Origin of the sequence: Mesorhizobium loti CJ3sym (assembly GCF_000472785.1) — a bacterium.
Classification (GTDB): domain Bacteria; phylum Pseudomonadota; class Alphaproteobacteria; order Rhizobiales; family Rhizobiaceae; genus Mesorhizobium; species Mesorhizobium loti_E.
Window position 1 is genome coordinate 51,806 of sequence record NZ_AXAL01000022.1, and the last position, 24,953, is coordinate 76,758.

22 protein-coding genes and 1 tRNA gene are annotated in these 24,953 nt (G+C 60.8%); 10 read left to right on the forward strand and 13 right to left on the reverse strand.

Annotation, left to right across the window (positions count from 1 at the left end):
* Positions 1–752 precede the first annotated feature (752 nt).
* The 5 genes from A3A9_RS0126585 to A3A9_RS39565 form a co-directional block, all read right to left on the reverse strand.
* The gene (locus tag A3A9_RS0126585; RefSeq protein WP_027061352.1) at positions 753–1,460 is read right to left on the reverse strand and encodes a fumarylacetoacetate hydrolase family protein; all 708 of its coding nucleotides are present in this window, start codon (positions 1,458–1,460) and stop codon (positions 753–755) included.
* A 68-nt stretch (positions 1,461–1,528) separates the two neighbouring features.
* The gene (locus A3A9_RS0126590; protein WP_027061353.1) at positions 1,529–1,927 is read right to left on the reverse strand and encodes a RidA family protein; all 399 of its coding nucleotides are present in this window, start codon (positions 1,925–1,927) and stop codon (positions 1,529–1,531) included.
* 26 nt (positions 1,928–1,953) lie between these two features.
* Entirely contained in the window at positions 1,954–3,099 is a 1,146-nt protein-coding gene (locus tag A3A9_RS0126595; RefSeq protein ID WP_027061354.1) for an alpha-hydroxy acid oxidase, read from the reverse strand.
* Positions 3,100–3,130: 31 nt separating this feature from the next.
* Positions 3,131–4,390: an aspartate aminotransferase family protein gene (locus tag A3A9_RS39560; protein ID WP_051371183.1), complete on the reverse strand. Its 1,260-nt coding sequence runs from the start codon at positions 4,388–4,390 to the stop codon at positions 3,131–3,133.
* 138 nt (positions 4,391–4,528) lie between these two features.
* Entirely contained in the window at positions 4,529–5,941 is a 1,413-nt protein-coding gene (locus A3A9_RS39565) for an amidase (protein ID WP_161634543.1), read from the reverse strand.
* Between the two features lie 272 nt (positions 5,942–6,213).
* Here A3A9_RS39565 and A3A9_RS41905 point away from each other — a divergent pair, with 272 nt between their 5' ends.
* Complete coding sequence (locus A3A9_RS41905) at positions 6,214–7,296, forward strand: LacI family DNA-binding transcriptional regulator (protein ID WP_051371187.1); 1,083 nt, start codon at positions 6,214–6,216, stop codon at positions 7,294–7,296.
* A gap of 6 nt (positions 7,297–7,302) precedes the next feature.
* On the opposite strand, the gene A3A9_RS0126615 is transcribed toward A3A9_RS41905, so the two are convergent.
* Together A3A9_RS0126615 and A3A9_RS39575 are read right to left on the reverse strand one after the other, a co-directional pair.
* Complete coding sequence (locus A3A9_RS0126615) at positions 7,303–7,680, reverse strand: nuclear transport factor 2 family protein (RefSeq protein ID WP_033838813.1); 378 nt, start codon at positions 7,678–7,680, stop codon at positions 7,303–7,305.
* Between the two features lie 38 nt (positions 7,681–7,718).
* Complete coding sequence (locus tag A3A9_RS39575; RefSeq protein WP_161634544.1) at positions 7,719–9,152, reverse strand: pyridoxal phosphate-dependent decarboxylase family protein; 1,434 nt, start codon at positions 9,150–9,152, stop codon at positions 7,719–7,721.
* A 23-nt stretch (positions 9,153–9,175) separates the two neighbouring features.
* Here A3A9_RS39575 and A3A9_RS0126625 point away from each other — a divergent pair, with 23 nt between their 5' ends.
* From A3A9_RS0126625 to A3A9_RS0126655, 7 genes are all read left to right on the forward strand, one after another.
* Positions 9,176–10,273, forward strand: a complete 1,098-nt coding sequence (locus A3A9_RS0126625) for an ABC transporter ATP-binding protein (RefSeq protein WP_027061356.1) — start codon at positions 9,176–9,178, stop codon at positions 10,271–10,273.
* Between the two features lie 11 nt (positions 10,274–10,284).
* Entirely contained in the window at positions 10,285–11,418 is a 1,134-nt protein-coding gene (locus A3A9_RS0126630; RefSeq protein WP_027061357.1) for an extracellular solute-binding protein, read from the forward strand.
* Positions 11,419–11,439: 21 nt separating this feature from the next.
* Positions 11,440–12,333: an ABC transporter permease gene (locus tag A3A9_RS39580; RefSeq protein WP_051371191.1), complete on the forward strand. Its 894-nt coding sequence runs from the start codon at positions 11,440–11,442 to the stop codon at positions 12,331–12,333.
* A complete protein-coding gene (locus tag A3A9_RS39585) occupies positions 12,333–13,151 on the forward strand; it encodes an ABC transporter permease (RefSeq protein WP_033838823.1) in 819 nt (272 codons plus the stop codon). Before A3A9_RS39580 ends, A3A9_RS39585 begins: the two co-directional genes overlap by 1 nt.
* Positions 13,152–13,254: 103 nt before the next feature.
* Positions 13,255–14,481, forward strand: coding sequence for a M24 family metallopeptidase (locus A3A9_RS0126645; protein ID WP_027061358.1), 1,227 nt, complete (start codon positions 13,255–13,257; stop codon positions 14,479–14,481).
* A 57-nt stretch (positions 14,482–14,538) separates the two neighbouring features.
* A complete protein-coding gene (gene hyi / locus A3A9_RS0126650) occupies positions 14,539–15,318 on the forward strand; it encodes a hydroxypyruvate isomerase (protein ID WP_027061359.1) in 780 nt (259 codons plus the stop codon).
* A 3-nt stretch (positions 15,319–15,321) separates the two neighbouring features.
* Complete coding sequence (locus tag A3A9_RS0126655) at positions 15,322–16,200, forward strand: 2-hydroxy-3-oxopropionate reductase (RefSeq protein ID WP_027061360.1); 879 nt, start codon at positions 15,322–15,324, stop codon at positions 16,198–16,200.
* A gap of 1,094 nt (positions 16,201–17,294) precedes the next feature.
* Here the strand turns inward: A3A9_RS0126655 and A3A9_RS0126660 are convergent.
* Genes A3A9_RS0126660 through A3A9_RS0126670 form a run of 3 tightly spaced genes read right to left on the reverse strand, consistent with a single transcriptional unit; the run spans position 17,295 to position 20,268 of the window.
* On the reverse strand, positions 17,295–18,620 hold the full coding sequence (locus tag A3A9_RS0126660) for a HAMP domain-containing sensor histidine kinase (protein WP_027061361.1): 1,326 nt from the start codon (positions 18,618–18,620) through the stop codon (positions 17,295–17,297).
* Positions 18,617–19,384: a response regulator gene (locus A3A9_RS0126665; protein ID WP_027061362.1), complete on the reverse strand. Its 768-nt coding sequence runs from the start codon at positions 19,382–19,384 to the stop codon at positions 18,617–18,619. Before A3A9_RS0126665 ends, A3A9_RS0126660 begins: the two co-directional genes overlap by 4 nt.
* A 17-nt stretch (positions 19,385–19,401) precedes the next feature.
* Positions 19,402–20,268, reverse strand: coding sequence for a MipA/OmpV family protein (locus A3A9_RS0126670; RefSeq protein WP_027061363.1), 867 nt, complete (start codon positions 20,266–20,268; stop codon positions 19,402–19,404).
* Positions 20,269–20,492: 224 nt separating this feature from the next.
* Here A3A9_RS0126670 and A3A9_RS44295 point away from each other — a divergent pair.
* Positions 20,493–20,577, forward strand: a tRNA-Leu gene (locus A3A9_RS44295).
* Positions 20,578–20,722: 145 nt separating this feature from the next.
* On the opposite strand, the gene A3A9_RS0126675 is transcribed toward A3A9_RS44295, so the two are convergent.
* Positions 20,723–21,685, reverse strand: a complete 963-nt coding sequence (locus A3A9_RS0126675; protein ID WP_027061364.1) for an AraC family transcriptional regulator — start codon at positions 21,683–21,685, stop codon at positions 20,723–20,725.
* A 214-nt stretch (positions 21,686–21,899) separates the two neighbouring features.
* Between A3A9_RS0126675 and A3A9_RS0126680 the strand changes: the two genes are divergently transcribed.
* Positions 21,900–22,670: an alpha/beta fold hydrolase gene (locus tag A3A9_RS0126680; protein WP_027061365.1), complete on the forward strand. Its 771-nt coding sequence runs from the start codon at positions 21,900–21,902 to the stop codon at positions 22,668–22,670.
* 152 nt (positions 22,671–22,822) lie between these two features.
* On the opposite strand, the gene sucD is transcribed toward A3A9_RS0126680, so the two are convergent.
* Together sucD and A3A9_RS0126690 are read right to left on the reverse strand one after the other, a co-directional pair.
* Positions 22,823–23,722: a succinate--CoA ligase subunit alpha gene (gene sucD / locus A3A9_RS0126685; RefSeq protein ID WP_027061366.1), complete on the reverse strand. Its 900-nt coding sequence runs from the start codon at positions 23,720–23,722 to the stop codon at positions 22,823–22,825.
* Between the two features lie 14 nt (positions 23,723–23,736).
* The gene (locus A3A9_RS0126690; protein WP_027061367.1) at positions 23,737–24,921 is read right to left on the reverse strand and encodes a malate--CoA ligase subunit beta; all 1,185 of its coding nucleotides are present in this window, start codon (positions 24,919–24,921) and stop codon (positions 23,737–23,739) included.
* Positions 24,922–24,953 lie beyond the last annotated feature (32 nt).

Sequence of the window (24,953 nt, forward strand, 5' to 3'; positions counted from 1 at the left end):
AGCGCATGGCGTTCGAAAAGCCTTCTGAAGCTGCTCAAGGTTGCCGGTGACGCCCGGCCTGCCTGCCTAGAGCCACCCCGCTCCGTAGGTCCGGTCGCGCGACCGCAACGGTGGGCCAGCCGAACGTCCGCCTCCTGACTGTTGCGGCAAGCAGCGGACCGGCCGTTTTGGCCCCAAACCCGCCGCGCTCATACCTCTTATGGTCGCTGACCGAACCCATTTGTAGGAAAGAGAAATGCCGTTGCATTGAAAAACTAGTCGTCCTACTGATCCTCAGGTTCGCCAGACCATACGAGATCTTACGAAGCGGGTTCGCCAAAAACGATTCAAGAAGCCGGACCGCTATTCGGCGATCACGTTTGTCTTCTAGAGAACGACCGCTTTGCGCCTCCGTTCGGTCATTGCATTGATCACGTCCGCATCTTGTAAGCGGCATCGTTTATTACCGCCCTTAGAGGCCGCTCAGGGCGAGAAGCAGACTCCCCGAACTGACGCAAATGGGCGACGGGACTTTGAGGGGTGGTAATGCGCAGTGACTTCGGCCGCCCTGGAGTTTAGTTAGCATGCCTTCTACCAGCATGTAGACCGCCGTATGTTCGACAGGAGCTCCACGCAGATAGCACCGCCCCACTACCGTCCACTCCGTCCTCAAGAAAAGGCTCTATGTCCTACTGTCCATAAGGAGACAAGCCTCTCCCAGTGTACCGTGAAGCGATGCCAGCAGCATCGCGACGACTGTCTTGGGGCCATCGCTAGTGATCGCCATCACGTCCTCCAATGACCAGCGAGAGTGTCGCGACGCCGTCGATACCCGCCTCGACACTGTCGCCGGGCACCACCGGTCCGACGCCTGCGGGCGTGCCGGTCATGATGATGTCGCCCGGCCGCAATTCGAAGAGTTGGGATAACAATCCGATCACTTCCGCTACCGGCCATATCAAGTCGCGGAGGTCGGCCGACTGACGCCTGGCACCGTTGACGTCCAGCCAGATACGCCCCTGATTTGGGTGACCGCAGATCGCCGCAGGAACGAGTGCGGCCAGTGGTGCTGAGTGATCGAACGCTTTTCCGACGTCCCAGGGCCGTCCCTTGGCGCGCGCGGCAAGTTGCAGATCACGCCGTGTCATGTCCAAGCCGACCGTGTAGCCGAACACATGATCGAGCGCGGCCGCAAACGGAATGTCTTTGCCGCCTTGCCCAAGGGCGACAACCAGTTCCACCTCATGATGGACGTTTTGCGAACCTGGCGGATAGGGGAAGCTCTCTCCCGGCTGAAGCACGGCGTCAGCTGGTTTGAGAAAGAAGAACGGCGGCTCGGATCGTGGATCGATGCCCATCTCCACGGCATGATCAGCGTAATTGCGTCCAACACAATAGATGCGGCGAACCGGAAAGCGCGCATTGGAGCCCACGATGGGCAAGGAAACTGACGCCGGCGCATCAATCACGAAGTCATTCAATGCAAACTCCTCTCCTCATCCCCATGGCTTGCCGCATTGGCAATACGCGATCGGCCGTGATGAAACGCTCAAGCGATCGCCGCTATGGCCTCAATCTCGATCAAAAACTCAGGCGCTGCGAGAGCACTGACGCCAACCAGTGTGCTGGCCGGGAAGGGGCCTTTACCCATCTCACCGGTACGCACAGCACGCACGGTCGCCACCTTGTCGGATGTGAGGTCAACCACGTAGGTGACGAGCTTGACCACGTCCCTCAAATCGGCGCCGGCCGCCTGCAGCGCGATGCGCAGGTTGGCGTAGACCTGCTCGGTCTGGCGCGTCAGATCGCCGACACCAACCGTTCGCCCTTCGACGTCCTTGGCCACTTGGCCGGCAACGTGAACCAACCGGCCAGGACCGCTTACAGTTACGTGCACGTAGCCGCTGGGCGTGCTGAGGCCTGAGGGGTTAAGATGCTCGATCGTCATTGCGTTTTCCTTTCAGTCGGACGCGTTCAATAGGTGCCTGGCACAAGGATTGCCCGGTCGACATCGGTGATGCGCGTGTGTCCGCACACCGCCATCGTGACGTCGAGCTCCTTGTGAAGCATCTGCAGGGCCTTGCTGACGCCGGCTTCGCCCATCGCGCCCAGGCCATAGATCATCGCGCGGCCGATCATCGTGCCGCGCGCGCCCAAAGCCCAAGCCTTGAGAACGTCCTGACCGGTACGGATGCCGCCATCCATCCAGACCTCGGTCGTGGACCCAACGGCCTCGGCGATTGCTGGCAGAGCACGGATAGAAGAAGGCGCTCCATCCAGGACGCGGCCGCCGTGATTGCTGACGACGACCGCATCGGCACCGTGTCTTACCGCAAGCTTTGCATCCTCGACGTCCGTGATCCCTTTCAGGATCAGTTTGCCGCCCCATTGGCGACGGACCCAGTCAACATCATTCCAGGAAAGCCGGGGATCGAACTGTTCGGACGACCATGCCGACAGCGATCGCATGTTGGAAACCGCATCGACATGGCCCACCAGATTTCCAAAGCTGCGGCGCCTCGTGGCTGCCATCCCCGCGCACCAGCGCAGCTTCGTCGCCAGGTTGACGAGATTGGCCACGGTGGGCCTTGGCGGCACGGTCAGGCCGTTTTTCAGGTCTTTGTGACGTTGCCCCGGCACCTGCAGATCCAGTGTCAGCACCAGGGCCGCGCAGTTGGCGGCCTTGCAACGCTCGATCATCCGAACCATCGCCGCGCGGTCGCGCATCATGTAGAGCTGAAACCAGAACGGTGCGCTGGTATTCTCGGCAATATCTTCGATCGAGCAGATGCTCATCGTCGATAGCGAAAAGGGAATGCCGAATTTTTCGGCAGCGCGCGCGGCGTGGATCTCGCCGTCGGCGTGCTGCATGCCGGCCAGGCCAATCGGGGCAATCGCAACCGGCATTCTAGCAGGCTGGCCAAGCATCAGCACTGCTGTAGAGCGGTCCTCGACATTCACTGCAACGCGCTGCCGCAGCAGAATGGTTTTGAAATCCGCTTCGTTGGCCCGGTAGGTGCTCTCGGTCCAGGCGCCGCTGTCGGCATAGTCGTAAAACATTCGCGGAACGCGCCGCTTGGCCAGCACGCGCAGATCCTCGACGCAGGTTATGACCGGCATCGCCGTTCATCCCAGATCCACGCGCCACGCCTCACGACAAGACCTTCACGGCATCATCGATCGCGGCGACGGCGCGGTCGATCACGGCCTCATCCATCACAGTGCTGATGGCACACACACCATGCTTTGCAACAAGGACGCCGCGCTCGTAGAGAGCCCACCACAAGCGGCGCTGCTGCTCCGCCACCTCAGCAGCCTCTGTGACAAAAACGGGGTAGAGCCTGCACAATGAACCCATGCCACGGGGCTCCCATCCGTGCCGTGAAAGGGGTTCGGCCAGTTGATCGCGCAGGCGCTGTCCAAGCGCGGCGATGCGAACCAGGGCATCCTCATCCAGGAGGTCGAGCGTTGCGACACCGGCGGCCATGGTGACAGGATTGGCAGCGAACGTACCGCCATGTTCAAGGCTGTTGCGCCCCAGCGGATCAAGTTCGCCCATCCATTGTGGCTTGCCGACAAGGGCACCGACAGGCAGGCCGCCACCAATCAATTTGCCGACGCAGACGAGATCGGCATCGAGCCGGCGGGCGGTCGTCAGTCCGCCTCTTGCGAGCCGGAAACTGATCACCTCGTCGACAATGAGCGCCATGCCATGAAGGTCGCACAAGCGCCGCGCCCTCTGGACGAAGGCATCGCTCGGCTGGACCATGCCGATGCGATTGGGCAGCAGATCAAGGACGATGGCCGCGAAGCGTTCGGGCGTCGACGCAATCGCTGCCTCCAGCCCTTCGACATCGTCAAAGCCGATGACGATAGTCTCCGATCGCATGCCAGGCGGAATGCCTCGATTGGCGCGCGCTCCAAGCGTTGGCAGCACGGACTCGCTCCAGCCGTGATAGGAGCCGTTGACGACAATCACCGCAGAGCGCTCGGTGCGCGCGCGCGCCAGGCGTACGGCAAGCTGCGTGGCCTCGGTCCCCGAATTTGTGTAGCGCACCTGGTCGAGACCGGCGAGGCGGTCGACGAGACGTCTGGCGTGTTCGATCTCGTAGTGGTTTGGAAGTCCAAACGACAATCCGCACTGGGCAGCGTTTTCGATCGCCGCCACGATTGCCGGGTGAGCATTGCCATGAATATTGGCGGTGAAGTTGCCATGGAGATCGATCAACTCCTTGCCGGTGTCGTCCCACAAGCGCCAACCGGCACCGCGGACCGCCATCGGCGACCAGGGACCAACGGCGGTTATGGCCTTGCCGAAGCCACCAGGCAAAAGACTGTGACCGCGCGGCCCGACAAATGCCTGCGCAAAAGGCAAATGCGCGGCCTGGTTCGCTGATGTCGCTGGTTTCATGGCGTTACCTTTTGCGTGTTTGGTGGAGCGACGTTCGGGTGCTGGACGATCAGCCGGCGCCGCCTGCGAGGTGGTGCAGCAGACTAGCCATCGGGAGGGACGTCTCTTGGACTGCCCGATTGCATTTCTGACTGGCCATCACGGGCTCCAGCCATTGGGCCATTGATGCGGAAAGAACCTCTCGATCGTCGCCGCGACACGCAGGGCAATATCCTCGCGCTGAGGATGTGCCGTGACGTGCAGCCCGATCGGCAGCCCGTCGCAGGAGAGGCCGGCGGGAACACTGAGCGCCGGACACCACGGCACCCAGTTGAAAACCGATGTCATGTCGAGGCCGCGCTTCTTGCCGTCGGGCGTGGCCGCATGGTAGCGCGCATCGTCCTCGTCGACCCCAACGGGCGGCCGCGCCATCGTTGGGCTCAGCAGGACGTCACTGTCGCAAAACACGTCCGCCAAAGCGTCCCATTGCCTACGCCGCACAAGATCGAGCCGCCGGATCGAGACGGCATCATGCATGCGTCCTTTGGCGACGGCCTCGACCAGGCGCGGGTCGGCGAGCGGTCCAATCGCGTCGAGCGCTTCGCCGAAGAAACTGGCGAGATAAACATGCCAATGGCGGACCCAACCATCGGCGATGGAACGATCCCAATTCAACAAAGGACGGCTCACGATCGCACCTGCCGCCTCGAGATGCCTGGCTGCCTGATCGAGCCGATCGCGAATCTCGGGTTCGATCAGGAATATGCCGAGGTCATCACTGAGGGCGATCTTCAGCCCGGCCACGCCTTTGCTTGTGTCGAGATCCGGCAAGCCTGGAATGCAAGTAGTCGGATCGGCGCGCGACGGGCCACAAAGCAACGGCAGGCATGCAGCAAGATCGGCGACCGATCGTGTCAGAAGCCCATGATGCTGGATGTCGTCGACGAAGGACGGCTGGTCGTCGAGTGGGATGCGACCGGCGGCCGGCTTAATGCCGATAAGTCCCGTGCAGGATGCCGGAATGCGCACCGAGCCTCCCATATCGGTTCCCTGGGCAACAGCCACGCATCCAGTCGCCACAGCGACGGCGGAGCCCCCTGATGATCCGCCGGCGGTATGCTCCCGGTTCCAGGGATTGCGGGTGATCCCGGTCAGGGGGCTGTCGCAGAAGCTGCTGGAGGCAAATTCCGAGAGCGTCGTTTTTCCAAGGATGACGGCATCGGCGTTTCGAAAGCGCTCAACGATAACAGCGTCCCTTGAGGCAATGTTGTGGACGAAGGCGTGAGAACCAAACCGGTTGCCGAGGCCCGCCACCGGCGTGCAATCCTTGATCGCGACAGGAACGCCCGCGAGTAAACCAAGTGTCTCGCCGGCGGCGCGCCGGCGATCGATGTCGGCTGCCACACCGCGAGCCCCGGAGGCATCAATCTGGGCGAAGCAGTTCAGATCTGTCTGGACGCGAACGGCGCGTTCAAGTGCCGCCTCGATCACCTCAATGGCTGTGATCCGCCCCTGTTGCACGGCCTGGGCGATTTCAGTCACGGGTGACCATGGGCCCACTGGCGACGTCATGCTTGCATCCATGAGGCGGAAGGGATCATCGCCGCGCAACCTTCGCCATACTGGTGATCGCGACGATGGCACGGACGGTCAAACGATTTGATCCGATGGCTCGCAACGACAGGGCGCGACAAATCAGGAAGACGCCTCAAAACGGATGCTCCGATGCTCAGGGCTATTGCCACGATCAGGCAACCAGCGGTCAATTTCTACTTGAAGAAACGTTTCTTCACGTACTTTTATGCTCGCTCGACACTTTGTCAAGCCCCTGTTAAGAGAAAGCCATGAAGGCCCCGAGGAAACCGACAATCAGGGACGTCGCCGCCGCGGCGGGCGTGTCGCTGACGACCGTCTCCGACGCGCTGTCGGGCAAGGGGCGCTTGCCCGAGGCGACGCGCAAGAAGGTGCACGAAGTCGCCACGCAGCTCGACTATCGGCCGAGCGCCATCGCGCGGGGATTGCGCGGTCAGGGCCTGGGCTTGATCGGGATTTCGATCGCCACGGCCGAGCCGGCACACATTTCTGACGTCTGGAACTGGGCGTCGATCGCCATACACGCCAGCGATGCGACCTTGTCGGAAGGCTTCGCTCCGATTCTTCTGCCGCACAACGTATCGTCGCTGCACAAATTGCGCGTGCCGCTGGACGGCGTCATCGTGGTGGATCCCATCGAAGATGACGGCGTGCTCGCGTTCTTTCGCAACAAGGAAATCCTGACTGTTACGGTCGGCTACGATCCAAACAACCAGCACGCGCCGTGGATCGACGATGACAATGAGAGGGGCATTGCAGACCTTCTCGGCCAGACGGTCATCCCCGGCGAAAAAATAGCGTTCATTACACTGGGCGCACGAAAAAGCTTTGTCGTGGACGCCCTGCGCGGCATGCAACGATGGGCTTCCGATGCGGGTTGTGATGTTCGAGAATTTCACTGCGCGACGCTTGACGACGACAGTGTCGACGAGATCCTTAGGACGGTGCGCGAACTGCACAGCGATGTGATCGTGACCCAGAACGATCGCGTTGCCGTCAAGGTCCTGGCTCGCCTTCAGTCGCTGGGTATCGGCGTGCCGGCCGAGGTTCGCGTAGTTTCGGTCACCGATGCGCCAGCCCTACAAAATACGGAGCCGACAATAACCGCTCTGCGCCAACACCCAGGCCCGCTTGGCCAACTGGCGGTCAAGGTCCTGTTCGACCTCATTCGCGGCATTGAAACGAAAGACTGCCAGTTCCTGCCGCTCGAGGTCGTCCTGCGGGGCTCGGCCCCAGATGTTGGTCATCGCGCCGCGGCAGAGCCTGCACGCTTGCGTTCGATGGCGTCGCCCTCGGCCACGACCAAAGCGGTCCTGACGTCGAAACCATCCTGAACAGGCCTACGCCGGCACGTTCTTGCGCAACGTATCCTTGTGGCAGATGCGTCCGTCGCGAAACCGCAACAGATCCACGCCCCGCGCTTCAATGGCTTGTCCCCCGGCCTTGGTTCCCCGGAACGTCCAGGTGGTGAAACCCTGATCCCCACAAACAAAATGCTCAGCATCGGCCCAGCAGGCATCCGGAAAGGCCTGCCATATCGCGGCAAAGGCTTTTCCCAATTTTTCGTGTCCGACATGGCGGTCACCCGATGGCGCTTTTCCCGCGGCCGCATCGTAGATGCAGTCTTGTGTCATAAGCGCGAGCAGTGCGTCAACGTCATGGGCGTTCCAGGCTGCCGCATGCGCCTTCATCAGCTGGATTGCGTCATCCTCGTTCATCAGTTCACTCCATCAAGGGGTTGGGCCGGGCCGGGCGGTCAATGCAACTGCTGTTCGCGCAGTTCGGCGACGCAGTCGCGGACACCTTGCAGATAGGCGCCGACGACCGGAGCCTGATGCATGGTGATCATACCCATGTGGATCGCTTCGGGACGAGCCATCGGCCGCACAAACCAGCCCCGCATAGTCATCGCCGCGGCGACTGCGCCTATGGGATATTCGGGAACGCGCCACGCCAGGATCGGTAGGTCTGGAGTGCACACCAGTTCGACCCCGTCGATCGCCTGTAGCCCGCATTCAAGTTTCCGACTGGCTTCCAGGATCTCGCGGGCAATCCTGGTGTAGCCATCGCGGCCGAGATAGCGCATCACCGCCCATGCGGCAGCGATGGGCCCAGCCGATCGTGTTCCGGCCAGTCCGGTTGAGCCATAAGAGCCGATCGGCCAGTCGTCGAACTCAAACGCATAGGAGGCCCGCCAGCAGCGATGGCGAAACAGAGCCGCCGATGCTCCTTTGGCTCCGAAACCGTATTTGTGGATATCGGCCGAGATGGAGCGGACGCCCTCAATGGTAAAATCGAAGGCCGGAACGGCAACGCCGGCCAGCCTGGCGAACGGCGCGATGAGGGCGCCGATGCAGGCATCGACATGCATCCAGAGATTATGGCGAAGGGCGAGGGCGGCAATGTCCCCAATCGGGTCCACAACCCCGTGGGCGAATTGCGGGGCGGACCCGGCAACCATGACAGTTCTCGGACAGATCTGCGCCTGCATCGCTTCGACATCGGCCCGATAATCCGCACGCAGGGGCGTGCGCACGACCTCAAGACCCAGAATGGCACCGGCTTTTTCAAAAGCAGGGTGAGCGCTTTGAGGAACCAGTACCTTCGGCACCGCCAGATCGGGGCGGCGCGCCCTTGCCCAGTCTCGGGCCGCCTTGAGCGACATTAAGATGCTTTCACTGCCGCTGGCCGTGAAGCAGCCGTCCGCAAACGGTCCGCCGCCAACGAGGCTCAAGAGCCATTCAAGCACATCGGATTGCAGTTTCGCCACGCTCGGGAAAGCCGCCACGCCATGGGCGTTCTCGGAGTAAAAGAGATCAGCGGCACTGCGCGCGACGGCCAGGACATCGTCGCCGCCGAACTGCACGTAGAGGTTTGTTCGACCCGAGTGCCAGTCGACGTCTTGCGATTTGGACTCTCGCAGCTCTTCCATCACCGCATCTGCCGTAGAACCGGCCTGCGGAAAGCTCGATCTGGACATGCAACTCCTCTCTTGGACGCAAAACATTGGACCCACGCAAATCGGGTCTGGACAGAGATTATAGCTTGAAGTAACGTTTCTGCAAGGCGATTTTGGCGTGTTCTCGCCTCGAGCGACTTTCTGAGCGCTGCTAGGATGACGAGGCAAACGCCAGTGGCCTGTGCTCGCAGTGCTAAAGACCGCGACCGCGAAGGTAAGAGTGAAGCGCACAGTAGGCATCCAAGGGAAACAAGATGACTTCACCGACACTCAAGGCAGCCGAAGTCGAGTTCATCGGAGTTTCGAAGCGATATGGCTTCGGTCCGATCGCTATTGACAAGCTCGACCTGACGGTTCGGCCGGGCGAGTTTCTCACACTGCTTGGGCCTAGCGGCTCCGGCAAGACGACGGCTTTGAACCTGCTTGCCGGGTTCCAGATGCCGACATCAGGCCAGATCCTGATCGACGGAGCGGACATCAGCGCCTTGCCAGCTTACAAGCGCAACATTGGCGTGGTGTTTCAGCACTACGCACTGTTCCCGCACATGACGGTGCGCGAGAACGTTGGATACCCCCTCAAGCAGCGCCGGGTTGCCAAGGACGAGCTGCGACGCCGTGTCGACGAAGCGTTGCGCATGGTTGCTATCGAGGCGTTTGCCGACAGGCTGCCGCGTCAACTCTCCGGTGGCCAGCAGCAACGCGTTGCCGTCGCCAGGGCATTCGTCTTCCAGCCCCGGCTCTTGCTTATGGACGAACCGTTGGGCGCCCTTGACAGGAAGCTCAGGGAATCGGTTCAACTCGAGCTCAAGCGCATACATCGCGAGCTCGGCGTGACGGTGGTGTTCGTCACCCACGACCAGGAAGAGGCGCTTGTCATGTCCGACAGGGTCGCCGTCTTCGACGCGGGAAAAATCCAGCAGGTCGGAACCGCAAGCGAGCTGTACGATGCGCCCCTGACCAAGTTTGTCGCACAGTTTCTTGGTGAATCGAACTGTTGGGTCGGCGATGTAACGCACCAATCGTCCGATCGCAGCACGGTGTCGGGACCAGGCTGGACCGTTAAAGGCACGAGGATCGAACAGACACCAAGTTCAGGCCGGGCTGCCGTGGTCGTTCGTCCTGAGCGTTGTAGCCTCGTTGCCCGCGGTGACGCGCCGGCGGGCTGGAATGAAATTCCCGGCCTCATTCGCGACATCGTCTATCTCGGCTCGCTGCGCAAAGTCGTCATCGATCTGGAAGCCGGCGGCACCGCGGTGGTCTCGTCGCGGCCCGAGACCGAGTTTCCCCTCAATCGCGCTGTCAGTGTCGCCTTTCCGATCTCATCCGCACGGACGCTGCCGGCTGCGGAATAGAGCATTGACAGATGTCGCGCCATGCCGCATTTTCTGCCATGAAGAAACGTTTCTTCAATGTATTTATTGCAGTCTTTGGCCAAAGAATCAAGAATAGGGGAAATGAAATGGGAACTTCGAACAAGCGCCAAACGCTAGCCTTGGCGACCGTCGCACTGATTTGCCTGTCGAGCGCTGCGGGTGCGCAGTCGGCACCTGATCTGAAAGGCAAGAGCTTTGTCTTCGCCGGCTTCGGTGGCGATCTGCAGAAGAACCAGGACGCAGCCTGGCTGCAGCCATTCGCCGCCGCGACCGGTGTCACTGTCCAGCAGACAGACTCGCCAGATCTGGCGACACTCAAGACACAGCAAGAGGCCCAAAATGTCGGCGTCGACGTCGTAGAGATCGAGTCGAGCACGGTCGATGCGAATTGTGGCACTGTCTTTGCAAAAGCCGATATCGACCGGTCGCAGCTCGATCGGGCATACGACACGAACAAGTGTGGCGTCCCTGTCGTCAAATTCTCCTACGTGCTAGCCTACAACGCCAAGAAGTATACGAGCCCGCCGACGAGCGTCGCCGATTTCTTCGACACGGCCAAATTTCCGGGACCGCGCGCGGTCAATTCGCAAAGCAATTCGGGTCTCCTCGAGACCGCCTTGCTGGCGGATGGCATTGACAAGGCAAAGATCTATCCGATCGATCTTGAGCGCGCGATTGCCAAGATCAAAAGCGCAAAGGACTCGCTGGTTACGGTCGCAACCTTCGCCTTGATTCAAGACGGCCTTGCCAATGGCGAATACGACATGGCGCTGTTGCCCAACGGGCGTGCGCTGAATGCCTCGAAGACCAATCCCGATATCAAGGCGGTCTTCCAGGGTGCGGTCACGCTCTACGACAATCTTGCTATTCCAAGCGGCGCAAAGAACGTCGAAGCCGCGACCGCCTTTCTTCAATATACCGCCATGCACAAGACGCAGGTCGCACTCGCCGAACGGTTTCCCTATGGCATGGGCACCACCGGTGCGCCGCCCAAGCTTGACGATCAGGCAAAGGCCTTCTTTCCCGATAACTTCAGCGATCAGCTGCTGTTACAGGACGCGAAGTGGTGGAGTGATAACGATGCGATCGTCAAGGATCGTTTGACGACCCTGTTCTCGCAGTAACAAACCCGGGCCAAGAGCGTCATGTCGGTATCCAGCGGCATTACAGGCAAGCAAACGGGCGCGGTCTCGCGCCCGTTCCTCGCGCGCCTCGATCAATGGTGGCTTCTGGCCCTGCCGGTGTTTCTGTTTCTCGCCGTCTTCTTCCTCTACCCGACATCGATCATCCTGTTGCGCACATTTACCGAGTTCGACGCGCCGCAGAGTGGGGGGCTGGACAATCTGGCCTGGTTCCTCGGTGGCGAAGCCAACCGGACCATCCTCTTTCGCACCATCCTGGTGGCCGCCGTGAGCACAATCCTGACCAGCCTCATTGCCTTCCCATACGCCTATCTGATGACCGTGGTCAGTGCCCGCACGCGCACCGTCATGCTGGGAGCCGTTCTGATCTCGATGTTCTTTGGCATCCTGCTGCGCAACTTCTCATGGGTTGTCATGCTGCAATACCAGGGTTCATTGAACGATGTTCTGGTGGCCCTAGGTCTGAACCGGATCCGTTTTCTAGGTACGATGCCCGCAGTGCTTATGGGTATGACGCACATCTTGTTTCCGTTCATGCTACTGCCGCTTTACGCGGTTCTGCGCGGGATTGACCGGCGGCTGGTGCTGGCTGCTCAAAGCCTCGGCGCGACACCGAGCCGTGCCTTCTGGCAGGTGTACGTCCCTCTCTCCACCCCGGGCTTTGTGGCGGGTTCGATGCTGGTCTTCGTCCTTGCCCTCGGCTTCTTTGTCACGCCCGCTCTGCTCGGCTCACAGCAACAGTCCCTTCTCTCGCAACTTATGTTCACCCAATTCGACAAGACAGCAGCGTTTGGGCGCGCCGGAGCAATGGCGCTTGTCTTGATGATCGCCGCGACAGTCTTCGTCGTGCTCGGCAATGCGATCTCGCGGACCAGCCGCGCCTATGAGGCGTCATGATGCATGACAACGTTGACGCAGGCCGAGGGTCAAGGGTCATCCTGCCGCTTGTCTGCATTCTGATCGGGATTTGGCTGGTCCTGCCCCTGGCAATCATCGTGCCCATCAGTTTCAGCGGGGAAGACAGTTTTGCCTTTCCGCCACGCAGCTGGACAATGCGGCGCTATCTCGAGTTGGCGGACCCGGTCTGGACCGGCGCTTTTTTCAACAGCGTCGTAATCGGCATCATCGTCGCCGCGATTTCCGCCGTTTTGGGAACGCTCGCCGCCTTCGCGATCGCTCGCAGCCAGTCACGGCTGATTTCGTTCCTGCGCATCCTTGTGCTGGCGCCGCAGATCGTTCCGGTCATTGTCGTTGGCCTTGGCGTTTACCTCGTCTTCCTGCGCTGGCACCTGAACGGCACAATGACAGGATTTGTGCTGGCGCATTCGGCTATGGCGCTGCCCTTCTTCGTCATCCCTGTGGTCGCCTCGCTGCAGACCTTCGATCGTTCGCTCGAACGTGCTTCCGCGAGCCTGGGGGCCGGACCGCTCGCAACATTTTTCCAGGTCACGTTTCCAATCATCCGTCCTGCAGTCTTGAGCGGCATGTTTCTCGCCTTCCTAGCCTCCTTCGACGAGTTGGTGCTGGCCCTCTTCCTCCAATCGCCAACCTTCCTGACGTTGCCTGTTCTGTTGTACCGCCGCACCACCGACACGATCGATCCGACGGTAGCCGCGGTCGCCACCGTCGAACTGCTTTTCGTCACCACGTGCGTGGTCGCAGCTCTTCTGCTGCAGTCACGCCGTCTCGGTCGTGAAGCCATCCGAAACGAATGAGCAGGAAGGCCGTTTGAACCGGCCGGCCTTGGGTGTGCCGCGACACTGGGTATGCCCGGACGCTGAGGGTATCGGCATGATCATAAAAACTGGAAGTCCGCCAATGACCAATTTCATCGCCCGCCCGACCGCGTTGCTGCGCCCCGGTGACGCCGAGCTCAGCCATCGCAGGACACGCGCGCTCGAAGCGGCCGTCGCCGAAGGGCTGGACGGCCTGATCGTATGGGGCCGCGGATCGACGAACTCCGATGGCTGTCAGGACCTGCTCTATTTGACCAACCACATGTCGGCGGTGAGCCACATTCCAGACAGCCACGCCCATCGTGCACGCGGCCATGCTGCGCTTATCCTCGCGCCGGAACGCGAGCCGGTTCTGGTAACGGATTCCTACGACATCGACCACTCAAGTGTTGGCGTCCAGGACATCCGCCTGTCGACATTCGTCGACCGCGACGCGGCCCGCATTGCTGTCGAGCTGGGTCTGCGCGGCCGGCGCATTGGACTTGCAGGGCAGTCTGGCCTCCTGCACAGCGCTGCCGTCTGTCTCGCGGACGAACTTGGTCCGTCCACCAGTCTGCAGCCGGCCGATTACATCCTGACGCGATTGCGTCTGATCAAGAGTGCCCATGAACTCGAGCTGTTGCGGGACGCATCGCGCATTGGCTGCGAATGGATGCAGGTTATGCTTGAGGCAGCGCAGCCCGGATGCACGGAAGGCGAGGTGGTCGGCGAGGGGCTGCGCTGGCTCGCGGCGTCAGGCGGATGGGCCTATGATGTGGCGATCTCAAGCGGTCCGGTTGCTGAGCGCTACCGCCATCGCCAAGCACTTCCGACCTGGGATAGCACCAGACAGCTCCAGGCCGGCGATATGCTTCATATCGATCTTTGGGGTCCGGTTGCACACGGCTACTACTGTGACCTGACGCGCTCTACGGTGATCGGGGTGCCTCCAACCGGTGGTCAGGAGGCTCTGCTTGAAGACTCCATCGCGGTTATCGACAGCGTGATAGCCGAGATCGAACCGGGGCGACTTTTGTCTGATCTTCACGCGGCCGGAACCCGTGCGATGGCTCGACGAGGCGGCGGCGGCTCCGCTTTCGCGAACATGATTCCGTTCTTTGGCCATTCCCTTGGACTGGATTGTGAGAGCCCGTTCATCACCTCTTCCGCCCATGACGTAGTCGCTCCGAACATGGTGCTCGCCATTGAGTGCTTCCTGGGCGCCGAAAAGGGTCAGGGCGCCGGCTTTGAGCATGTGGTCCATATCGGTGAAAACAGTCTTGAGATCCTAACGGAAGCTGCCCCCACCCGACCGTGGCTGCTTGGCTAAGCCGCCGAGCTGGGCAACACGCTTGCAAACAACAGACCAAGTAAGGAGCCACCCGCAGTGCCCCGTTTTTCGGCCAATCTATCGATGCTGTTCGCCGATGTGCCGCTTCTGGCCAGATTCGACCGAGCGAGGGCTGCCGGCTTCGACGCGGTAGAGCTGCAGTTTCCCTATGAAGTGGCGGCAGACGCTATCCGTCAAAGGCTGTCGGACACCGGCCTGACATTGGTGCTTCATAATCTTCCTGCAGGCGATTGGGCAGCGGGTGACAGAGGTATCGCCTGCAATCCGGCACGCCAGCAAGAGTTTCGGGACGGGGTTGCCAAAGCCATCGACTATGCAAAGGCGCTCGAAGTGCCGCAACTCAACTGCCTGTCCGGGTTGTCGGGAGACGACGTCGACGAACATACAGCGCGTCGGACCTTCATCGAGAACCTGCACTTCGCGGCAGGGGAATGCCGGAATTCCAATCTGGGTCTGTTGATCGAGCCAGTCAACAGTCGCGACGTACCTGGTTTCTGGTTGGACACCGTCAGCAAGGCATTTCCCATCCTCGACGAAGTTGGCGCGGACAATCTGAAGCTTCAGTTCGACATCTACCATGCGCAGCGCTCGGGAGGCGAAATTGCCGCAACGATCGCCGAAAGCCTCGATCGCATCGGGCACATCCAATTTGCCGACAATCCCGGCAGAAACGAACCGGGGACGGGTGAACTGAACTTCGACTTCCTTTTCGCGCTTATCGATCGCATCGGTTATTCCGGCTGGATCGGTGCCGAATATAGACCCGCCGCCAGCACCGAAGCAGGCTTGGCCTGGCTTGAAAAGTACGGAGTCTAAGACATGAAACTCGGCTTTATTGGTCTTGGTATCATGGGTTCCCCGATGGCGGGGCATTTGTGCGCTGGCGGCCACGAACTATTTGTTCATACGCGCAGCAAGGTGCCACCGCAGCTTGTCGACGCTGGCGCTGCCGTCATGAGCAGTGCGGCGGAGGTTGCCACGGCGTCTGAAGCCATATTTCTGATGGTCCCCGATACACCTGATGTGGAGAAGGTGCTGTTTGGAGCGAATGGAATTGTCGACGGTCTGACGCCCGGCAAGACCGTAATCGATATGAGCAGCATATCGCCCCTTGCGACCAGGGATTTTGCACGACGCGTACAGGATCTTGGCTGCGACTACGCAGACGCTCCGGTGTCGGGCGGTGAAGTCGGCGCAAAAGCTGCCTCTCTGACCATCATGGTTGGCGGCAGCGAAAGCACATTCAATCGGGTTGAGCCGCTCATCGCTCTGCTGGGCAGGAACATCACGCATGTTGGCGACGTAGGCGCCGGCCAGATCGCCAAGATAGCCAACCAGATAATCGTTGCGCTGAACATTGCCGCGGTCGCTGAGGCGCTGGTCTTCGCCAGCAAAGCGGGCGCCGACCCGGCCAAGGTGCGCGAAGCGCTCATGGGAGGTTTTGCGGCAAGCCGAGTTCTCGAAGCCCACGGCGAGCGCATGATCAAGCGGACCTTCAATCCCGGATTCAGGATTGCTCTTCATCAGAAGGACCTAAACCTTGCCCTGCAGGGCGCCAAAGCCCTCGATGTCGCTCTACCTCAGACGGCCTGCGCGGCACAGCTGATGCAGACTGCGGCAGCCCATGGTTGGGACGAACTAGACCACTCGGCGATGGTGAAAGCGCTAGAGTTGATGTCGGACCATACCGTAGCGTAGACAATTATTCAGCTGGAGGGGCAACCCAACATGCGGTCGACCTAGATCCGCAAAACGGCTCGACGCTAGGTGGCAGTTCGATTCTGCCAACGTTCGTCGATCTCGCAAGGGCAGCCAATTGGGGCGACGTCTGCGGGTTGCAGCCGGACCGCCAGTTAATGTCTGGTCTTGGCGACTTGACCCCAACAGGCGACGGTCAGCTTTCGGCCCCCTTTTAGCCATCCGATCGAACGCCAGTAGGGCCATTCCTCAGAGCAATATATCGTTTCAGCGAGCAGCGATTGCCAATATCTCCTGCGCGCAGCAGGTTCGCCAAAGGGTGCAGTGGGGCGAAATCGACGCCGTATTGTGAGGCAGGGAAGGGCGCATGTCTTGCCCCAAACAATCCGCATCTGGTTGCGACCACCCGTTGCCCCGCGATCGAGTCGGTGGTGGTGGAATTTGTAAGCCATTGATTTGGAGAGGATTTAGATCGAGGCGTCGAACATTGTGATCCATCATGCCCGTGGGGTGTCGAGCGGGATTGTTATGCACCAGAATTATCGTGCGGTTTTGGTTGGAGACAAATTCTCCATTCAGCAAATGTCGGTGTCGGTGGTTGCGCCTCCCTGCAACCAACATAATTTGTAAATCGTGCGCCTCAACGTCATTGCTTTCAACGATGTGTCGAGGCGACCGGAGCAGAGTCTCAACTGGAATCATCATTACTGGGTTTCGCCACCGAATACGAGAACATACGAAGGATACGGTTTGGCGAACCATCCGGTAACTGTCTGATTTTGTATATTTCAATAAAATCAGGCATTTATGGCTCTACTCTGGAAAATTGTTGGGCCGCTCTCACAGCACAGCATAGCGATCCAGCGGCTATCGAGGCGATAGAAATGCACTGCAAATTGCACTACAAGTTTGTCGGATTATACACATAAGTCATTGATTTTACAGCAATGCCACGACATCCTAGTGCGTCTCGACCGCACCATTCTCCCTCCCGAGATTCGATTTGTGTCAGCCGCCGATGGCGGGCGGGGCGCATTTCGCTTGATATGCCCGTGCGTTACCTTGGCATGCGCTCGGCGGCCGGCGCCAAGCGTTCATGACGGCAGGATACCTGGTCCATTCGGCAGATCGACGATAACGACGAGGCCGGTTGGCTGGTTGTCGTGCAACTCGATCTTGCCACCGTGACCCTGGATGATATCGGCGACGATCGACAGGCCAAGGCCGAAACCGTGCTTCGACGCGACGCCGCGTGACATGTCCTCCTTGAAGAAGGGTTCGAAGACGCGGGAGCGTGCCGTCGTCGAAATGCCCGGCCCATCGTCGCCGACCGCGATGCGCGCCGCCGTGTCGGTCTGCGTCAATGCGACGGTGACGTTGCCGGCGAATTTGACCCCGTTGTCGCACAAATTGGTGATCGCACGCGCCAGCGCATTGGGTTTGCACCAGCCCAGAAGCCTGTCCGGTCCGGAATAGGAAACCGAAAACCCGACATCGGAGAATTCGGCACAGACGGTTTGCAGCACGCTGGCAATGTCGGCCCGCTGCAGCTGTTCCGTCGAGACATCGTTGCGCAGATAGGTCAGCGTCTCGTCGATCAGATCTTCGATGTGCTGGACGTCGGACAGTATGGCAGTTCGAACGGGCCCATCATCCATCCGCTCAGCGCGAAGCCGCAGCCGTGTCAAAGGCGTGCGCAGATCGTGGCTGACGCTGCGCAACATGCGCGTGCGGTTTGCGATCATGGTGCGGATACGCGCCCGCATCCTGTTCAATGCGCGCGCCAGGCCGATCATTTCAATGGAGCCGCGTTCCGCGAAAAGTTCATCGCCATTCTCGATCTCGGCTTCCCCGACTGCCGCTGAAATGCGCTTCAACGGCTCCGTCACGGCCCAGACCGCGAACAGCCAAATCAGCAAGGGCAAGGCGACGAAAGCCATGAACCTGTAGAACGAGACACGGACGAAGCCCGATGTCAGCCAGGAATCGGGCATGCCGAAATGAGCGAGGACGCTCTGCCGGTCGAGGTCTAGAACAAACGCATCTTGGCCGCCGATCCTTATCCAGCGCCCAGCGATCGGGCCCCTGTCGATCTGGAGAAGCCATGCGATGCTTCGCCATTGCAGATAGGAATCTGGAACATTGCTGATCTGTTGCCTGGGCAGGATCTTAAAATCAAAGCCGGCGCGCGTTGCAGCGGCCAGAACAGCGCTGCGGGCTTCGGTTGGTGTTTCGCGCAACAAGGCAGCGACTACGCCTGCTCGCTTGGCGGCGTCTTCCACAACGGGAAGGTCGATATTCTCGATCAAACCTTCGACGACCGAGCCGACGGACATGATTGTAATCACCGCGATGAAAATGATTGCCGTGAACTGCCCACGCACTGACTGCGGCAGGAAACGGCGGACCAAACCCCTCACGCTTCCTCCACCGTCGCGGTGAAGATGTAGCCGCCCAGCCGAACGGTCCTCAGAAGCACTGGATCGCGTGCGTCCTTTTCGATCTTCTGGCGGATCCGGCTGACATGGACATCGACGCTTCGCTCGATCGGCCCGGCAAGCCCGGCGTGGGTGACGCTGAGAAGCTCCTCGCGCGAAAGAACCCGGCCGGCATTGCGGCAAAACGCCAGCAGCAGATCGAATTCATGCGTTGTGGTCGTAACCCGCGCATTGCTTGGGTCATGCAATTGCCGGCGAACGGGATCGAGGCGCCAGCCGTTGAAGCGCAGCACCTTCGATCGGTCCCGCTCGTCGGGCGCGTAAGCGGTGCGACGCAGCAACGCCCGTATCCGTGCCGTCAGTTCGCGCGCGCTGAACGGTTTGGTCACGTAATCGTCGGCGCCGATCTCCAGTCCGAAGATGCGGTCGATTTCCTCGCCAAGCGCGGTCAGCATCAAGATCGGAACATTCGTGTGCGCACGAAGCCGGCGGCAGATGCTGAGGCCGTTCTCGCCAGGCAGCATGATATCAAGCACGATCAGATCGAATTTCTGGCTGCGAAGTGCTGCGTTCATGCGGACGCCATTGCCGGCGATTTCCACGATCATGCCGTTCTCAGCGAGCGTCTCGCCCAGCATGCGCGCGATCTCGATATCGTCTTCGACAATGAGGATATGCGGCCCGTGCCTCGTCGATTTAAACTCGGCGTTCAAATCCGTACGGCCGGCGTTTGCCGCAGCCTGCATTGGCAGATGTGTGGGCATCAAAACCTGTATCCGACAAGGAGCATCCCCGAGGGCTGGACCTTGTCGACGACCACAGGGCTGTCGGCGGCGTCCCCCACAAGAATGCCGACCCCCGCCTGGCCACGCACCATCCAGTTCTGATTGAGCATATATGTGGCGGAAATCGAAAAATCGGCACGCTTCAATCCGGCGCCGGCATCATACTGGGCCAACCCCGAGCGAACCGATTGTTCGGGCGTGACGCCAAAATAGGCCTGCATGTATTTTTCGTCGGCGAAAACGACCGATGCGCCGGCGCCGACCATCAAGGATTGGGAGAGAGGCTGGGTTAGCTCAACGCCAAGCGTGCCCTCCAGGCCGTCGCTGCCGCCGATGGTCTTGTCCAATTGCGCGAAGATTTCCGCCGGGCCGAACTTCAGCACCGCTTTGCCGCCGACGATCGCGCCCATGTCGACATCCCCCAAGCCGCGCAGATCATCGGCATCGTCTTCCTTGCGGCCCATGTCGTAGCCAAGCCGGGCACTGAATTCGAACGGCCCTTGTTCATAGAGGGCGATGTTGGCGCCCGTCGGATCGATCGTCACCGTGTCGTGGAATGTCGCCGATATGAACGGCACCGGCATAACCTTGAACTCGTTGCTGCCCTCATATTTGGGGGCGATGATGGCGCCACCGCCGAGGACGACATGCCAGTCCGTCAGTTTCTGTTCGAAGCGCCCGAAACGGGAAGGCTCGGGCGGCGGGGTCAAATCCCCAGTATCGGCATCGGTGTCGACGGCAATGGCGTCTGCCGCCAGCGCGATTTGCGAATGCGTTGAAAACAGGATTGCCATCGCGGCGAGAGAGGCTCGGCCGGCGAAGATTCCAGAAATGATTTTGAACATGCATGCTCCACAACAGCGAGGGAGTAAGAGCCCCCTGATGTTGCGACTATTTCAGGTGAAGATGGCTGCATGCGTGAAGTGATGTTAAGTTTTGTTGCGCAATCTTGGTCTGATCTTGGCTCTGTGCGTGCGCCTCTGGTTGGCGCGCCCACTCGACTATCCTCAGGAGGTCGCCTGGCTGCGCGTGCAGGGCGCGCCGTCTCGTGCTCCGGCTCCTACCAAGTGCTGGTCGTGGCGGAATTGGTAGACGCGCGGTGTTGAGATCGCTGTGGGGCAACCCGTGGAAGTCGATTCTTCCCGATCGCGCCATTTCGGTGGAAAACTGGGCACTCCTGCCGGAGCCGCTCCGCCGTCCATCACCAGACTTTCAGAACCCCCCGCCTTCCGAGAATACAGATTTCCGTGCCGTCCACATCGACGTTGTCGATCACCGCGCGGCGACAAGCACGGGAGGTCAACCGGCGACTTCTGCTTCCAGAACGGCCCCTTGCGTTCGGCCCCCGTCAGACCGGCGAACTGCTCGATAACGGCCAGGCGATAGGCCATGATGTCGATGGAACAGCTTCGAGAATGCGGCTGCGGTCTCATAGCCGACACGGGTCGCAATCCGAGCAATCGCCTCGTCGCTTGTTTCGAGCAGAAACGCGGCCTCCGACATCCGGCGTGCGATCAGATAGCTGTACATGGACTCACCAACGAGCTTGGTGAAGCGGGCCGAAAACGCCGAACGACCAAGTCCCACGCTTTGCCCGAGGTCGCCAAGCGTCCAGGGCTGATCAGGTCGTTCATGGATCAACTGGAGCGCCGGTCCTATGTGCGGGTCCGCCATCGCCCCCAGCCACCCGCCTTCTCCGGGGCCAAGCGACTTGATCCAGCTTCGCAACACCTCGACAAAGAGCACTTCAGTCAGACGTGAGAGCGCAACGCCTTGTCCAGGGCGCTCGAACGCCGCCTCGCTCACCATGCGTCGCAGAATCGCCGCGAGCCATCCTCCGTCTTCCGTCGGTTTCAGGAGAAGCAAGGGCGGAAGCAATTCCAAAACGCTGCCGCGCGAAGGCCGTGCGACAGTGAAATTACCACATATCATCGTCGCGCGCGGCTGCTCGCCGCCTCCATGACGAATGAGGCCAAGACGCCCGTTCAGTCGATCGATGTCGAGAATCGGTAACGGCTCCGTTCGGCTATCCGAGTAGATCACATGGGGCTCGCCCCGCGTGACGACAACAAAGTCGCCCTCGGTCATGTGAAGCTCTCGTCCCTGTTCGAGCGCGAGGGTAGCCGAGCCACGGCTGAGATAGTGGAACAGGGCATAGGGGCGCTTCGGCAACGCGAGATTCCAGGGATGGCCGAGCTCGAAGTGGAACAGCAAGGTTCCGCCAAGGCGAACGCGATCGAGCACTTCAGCGAGGATATCCATGCCACTGACGTTAGTCCTCCGGACGATCCGACACAACATTCGGACGATTGTGCCCTAGCGTCCGCGACCTTCGCGGACGATCTCATGTCGCAGCGGCCTGACGCGTCGTGCGGTCATCCATCTCGCAAAACGGCAGATGGAAGAACCGCGGCTTCGCACAGACGGCTGCCCATTCCCGGACGCGCGTCGTCCGTCATCCCGACAGGAGCAATCAATGCGAAATCTTCTACTTTCCGTCGCCACAGTCCTCATGGCCGGAGCAACAATTGTCGCACCCGCCCAATCAGCTCAACTGCCCAAGGGGGCGGCTCATAATATCGTGCTCGTCCACGGCGCTTTCGTCGACCAGACAAGCTGGAAGCCTGTCGCCGACATCCTCACGAAGAAGGGCTACAACGTAACGCTCGTTGAAAATCCGCTCACCTCTCTCGAAGCGGACGTTGATGCCACCAAACAGGCGCTCGCGAAACAAAACGGCAAGACCGTTCTCGTTGGCCACTCCTGGGGCGGCGTTGTCATTACGCAAGCAGGTGACGATCCGAAGGTCTCGGCGCTCGTCTATGTCTCCGCATTCGCGCCCGACGTAGGACAATCCCTTGCCATCCTGGCAAAGAGCGGTCCGGCAACCGAAGGCGGCGCGGCGATTCACCCCGACGAAAAGGGTAACCTCTACATCGATCCCAAAGTGTTTCCTTCGGCAGTTGCGGCCGACCTTCCTCCGGAGATCGCCGAATCCCTGGCAAACCATCAGCTCCCGTTGAACCACACGGCGTTCGAGGCTCCCGTCGATAAGGCAGCCTGGCACGACAAGCCGACGTTCTATGTGGTCAGCACGAAGGACAAGGTAATCGCACCCGAGGTCCAGAGGATGTTCGCCAACAGAATGAAGGCCCAGACGACAGAGGTTGCGGGCAGCCACGCCTCCCTCGTCGTCCATGCGAGGGAAGTCGCCGCGGTGATTGAAAAGGCCGCACTCGTGAAGTGACGATACCGCTCCCGGCACTTTCGTGCCGGGAGCACCACGCGTGCTCGGCGGACTGAGGAATGCCTTACAATCTTGTTACGCGAATGCGCGTACTAAGCTCATGATGACGCGCGGGCGTATGTGAGGGACCTCCAGCGTGAGAGGCGCGGGAATCAAGCCGCCTTCTTCATCCCGGCCAGCGTATCCGCCACGACCTCGCCGAACGACGATGGCGTCGGCACGATGACGACGCCCGCCTCCTTCAGGATCTCCACCTTCTCTTGCGCCGATTCGCCGAAGGCCGAGATGATGGCGCCGGCGTGGCCCATGCGGCGGCCCTTTGGGGCGGAGAGGCCGGCAATGTAGGCGATCAGGGGCTTGCGCATGTTGTCGCGCGCCCAGATCGCGGCTTCGGCTTCCTGTGGGCCGCCGATTTCGCCGATCATCACCACCGCGTCGGTGTCGTCGTCCTGCTCGAACAGCTTCAGCATGTCCTTGAAGGAGGAGCCATTGATCGGGTCGCCGCCGATGCCGACGCTGGTCGACACGCCGATGCCGAGCGCCTTCATCTGCGAGGCGGCCTCGTAGCCCAGCGTGCCCGAACGGCCAACGATGCCGACGCGGCCGGGAAGGTAGATGCTGCCCGGCATGATACCCATCAGCGCCTGTCCGGGCGTGATGACGCCGGCACAATTCGGCCCGATCAGCCGCATTCGGTCCTCGTAGCGGTAGCGCAGCATGTAGCGCTTGACCTGCATCATGTCCTGCGAAGGGATGCCGTCGGTGATGCAGACGCAGAGTTTTATGCCGGCGTCCGCTGCCTCCATGATCGAATCGGCGGCGAAGGGCGGCGGCACGAAGACGATGCTGGCCTCCGCGCGGGTCTCGCGTACCGCGCCCTTGACTGTGTTGAAGACGGGCAGGCCGAGATGCTTCTGGCCGCCCTTGCCGGGTGTGACGCCGCCGACGAGCTTGCTGCCATAGCGCTTCATGTCCTCGGCATGGAAGCTGCCGATCTTGCCGGTAAAACCCTGGACGATGACGCGGGTGCTGCGATTGAGCAGGATTGCCATTTTTTCGACCTCCCTCAGGCTGCTTTTTTCTTGGCGGCCGCGCGCCAGGCGGCGACGGCTTTTTCGGCGGCTTCGGCCAGCGTGTCGGCAACAATCACCGCCTCGCCGGAATCGGCCAGGATACGGCGGCCTTCCTCGGCCTTCGTGCCGGAAAGCCGCACCACCAGCGGCACGTTGACGCCGACCTCGCGTATCGCCTTGATGACGCCTTCGGCGACCCAGTCGCAGCGATTGATGCCGGCGAAGATGTTGACCAGGATGGTCTCGACATTCTTGTCGCCGAGCACGGCGCGGAAGGATTTCGCCACCCGTTCGGGCGAGGCGCCGCCGCCTATGTCGAGGAAATTGGCCGGCTCGCCGCCGGCGATCTTGATCATGTCCATGGTCGCCATGGCGAGACCAGCGCCGTTGATGATGCAGCCGATGTTGCCGTCCAGGCCGACATAGGAAAGGCCGCGGTCGCTGGCGAAGGTCTCGCGCGGATCTTCCTGGCTCTTGTCGCGCAGTTCCGAAATTTCCGGCCGCCGGAACAGCGCATTCTCGTCGAACGACATCTTGGCGTCGAGCGCGATCAGATTGCCGTCGCGGGTCACCACCAGCGGATTGATCTCCAGCATCGAGGCGTCGTAATCGCGAAAGACCTGGTAGCAGCTGAAGATAGTCTCGGTCGCCTTGCCGATCAGATTGTGGTCGAGGCCAAGCCCGAAGGCGATCTCGCGTGCCTGGAAACGTTGCATGCCGACGCCGGGATCGACCGATGTGCGCAGGATGGAATCGGGCGCCTTTTCGACGATGTCCTCGATTTCCATGCCGCCGGCGGCCGACGCCACGATCATGACGCGCTCTTCCTTGCGGTCGAGGACAAAGCCGACATAGAGTTCCTGCGCGATGTCGACGGCCTCCTCGAGATAGAGCCTGGAGATCAGCTTGCCGCGCGGGCCGGTCTGCTGGGTCACCAGCTTGCGCCCCAGCATCGCTTCGGCCGCGTTGGAGATTTCCTCGTCATTGGCGCAGAGCTTGATGCCGCCAGCCTTGCCGCGGGCGCCGGAATGCACCTGCGCCTTCAAGACCCATTTGCTGCCGCCGATCTCGCGCGCCCGGTAAGTCGCCTGCTCGGGGCTGTAGGCCAGTCCGCCGCGCGGCACATGCACGCCGTGGCGGGCGAGCAGTTCCTTGGCCTGATATTCATGTATGTCCATTTTGTTCTCCCTGAACAGTCAATGCGTGGCGC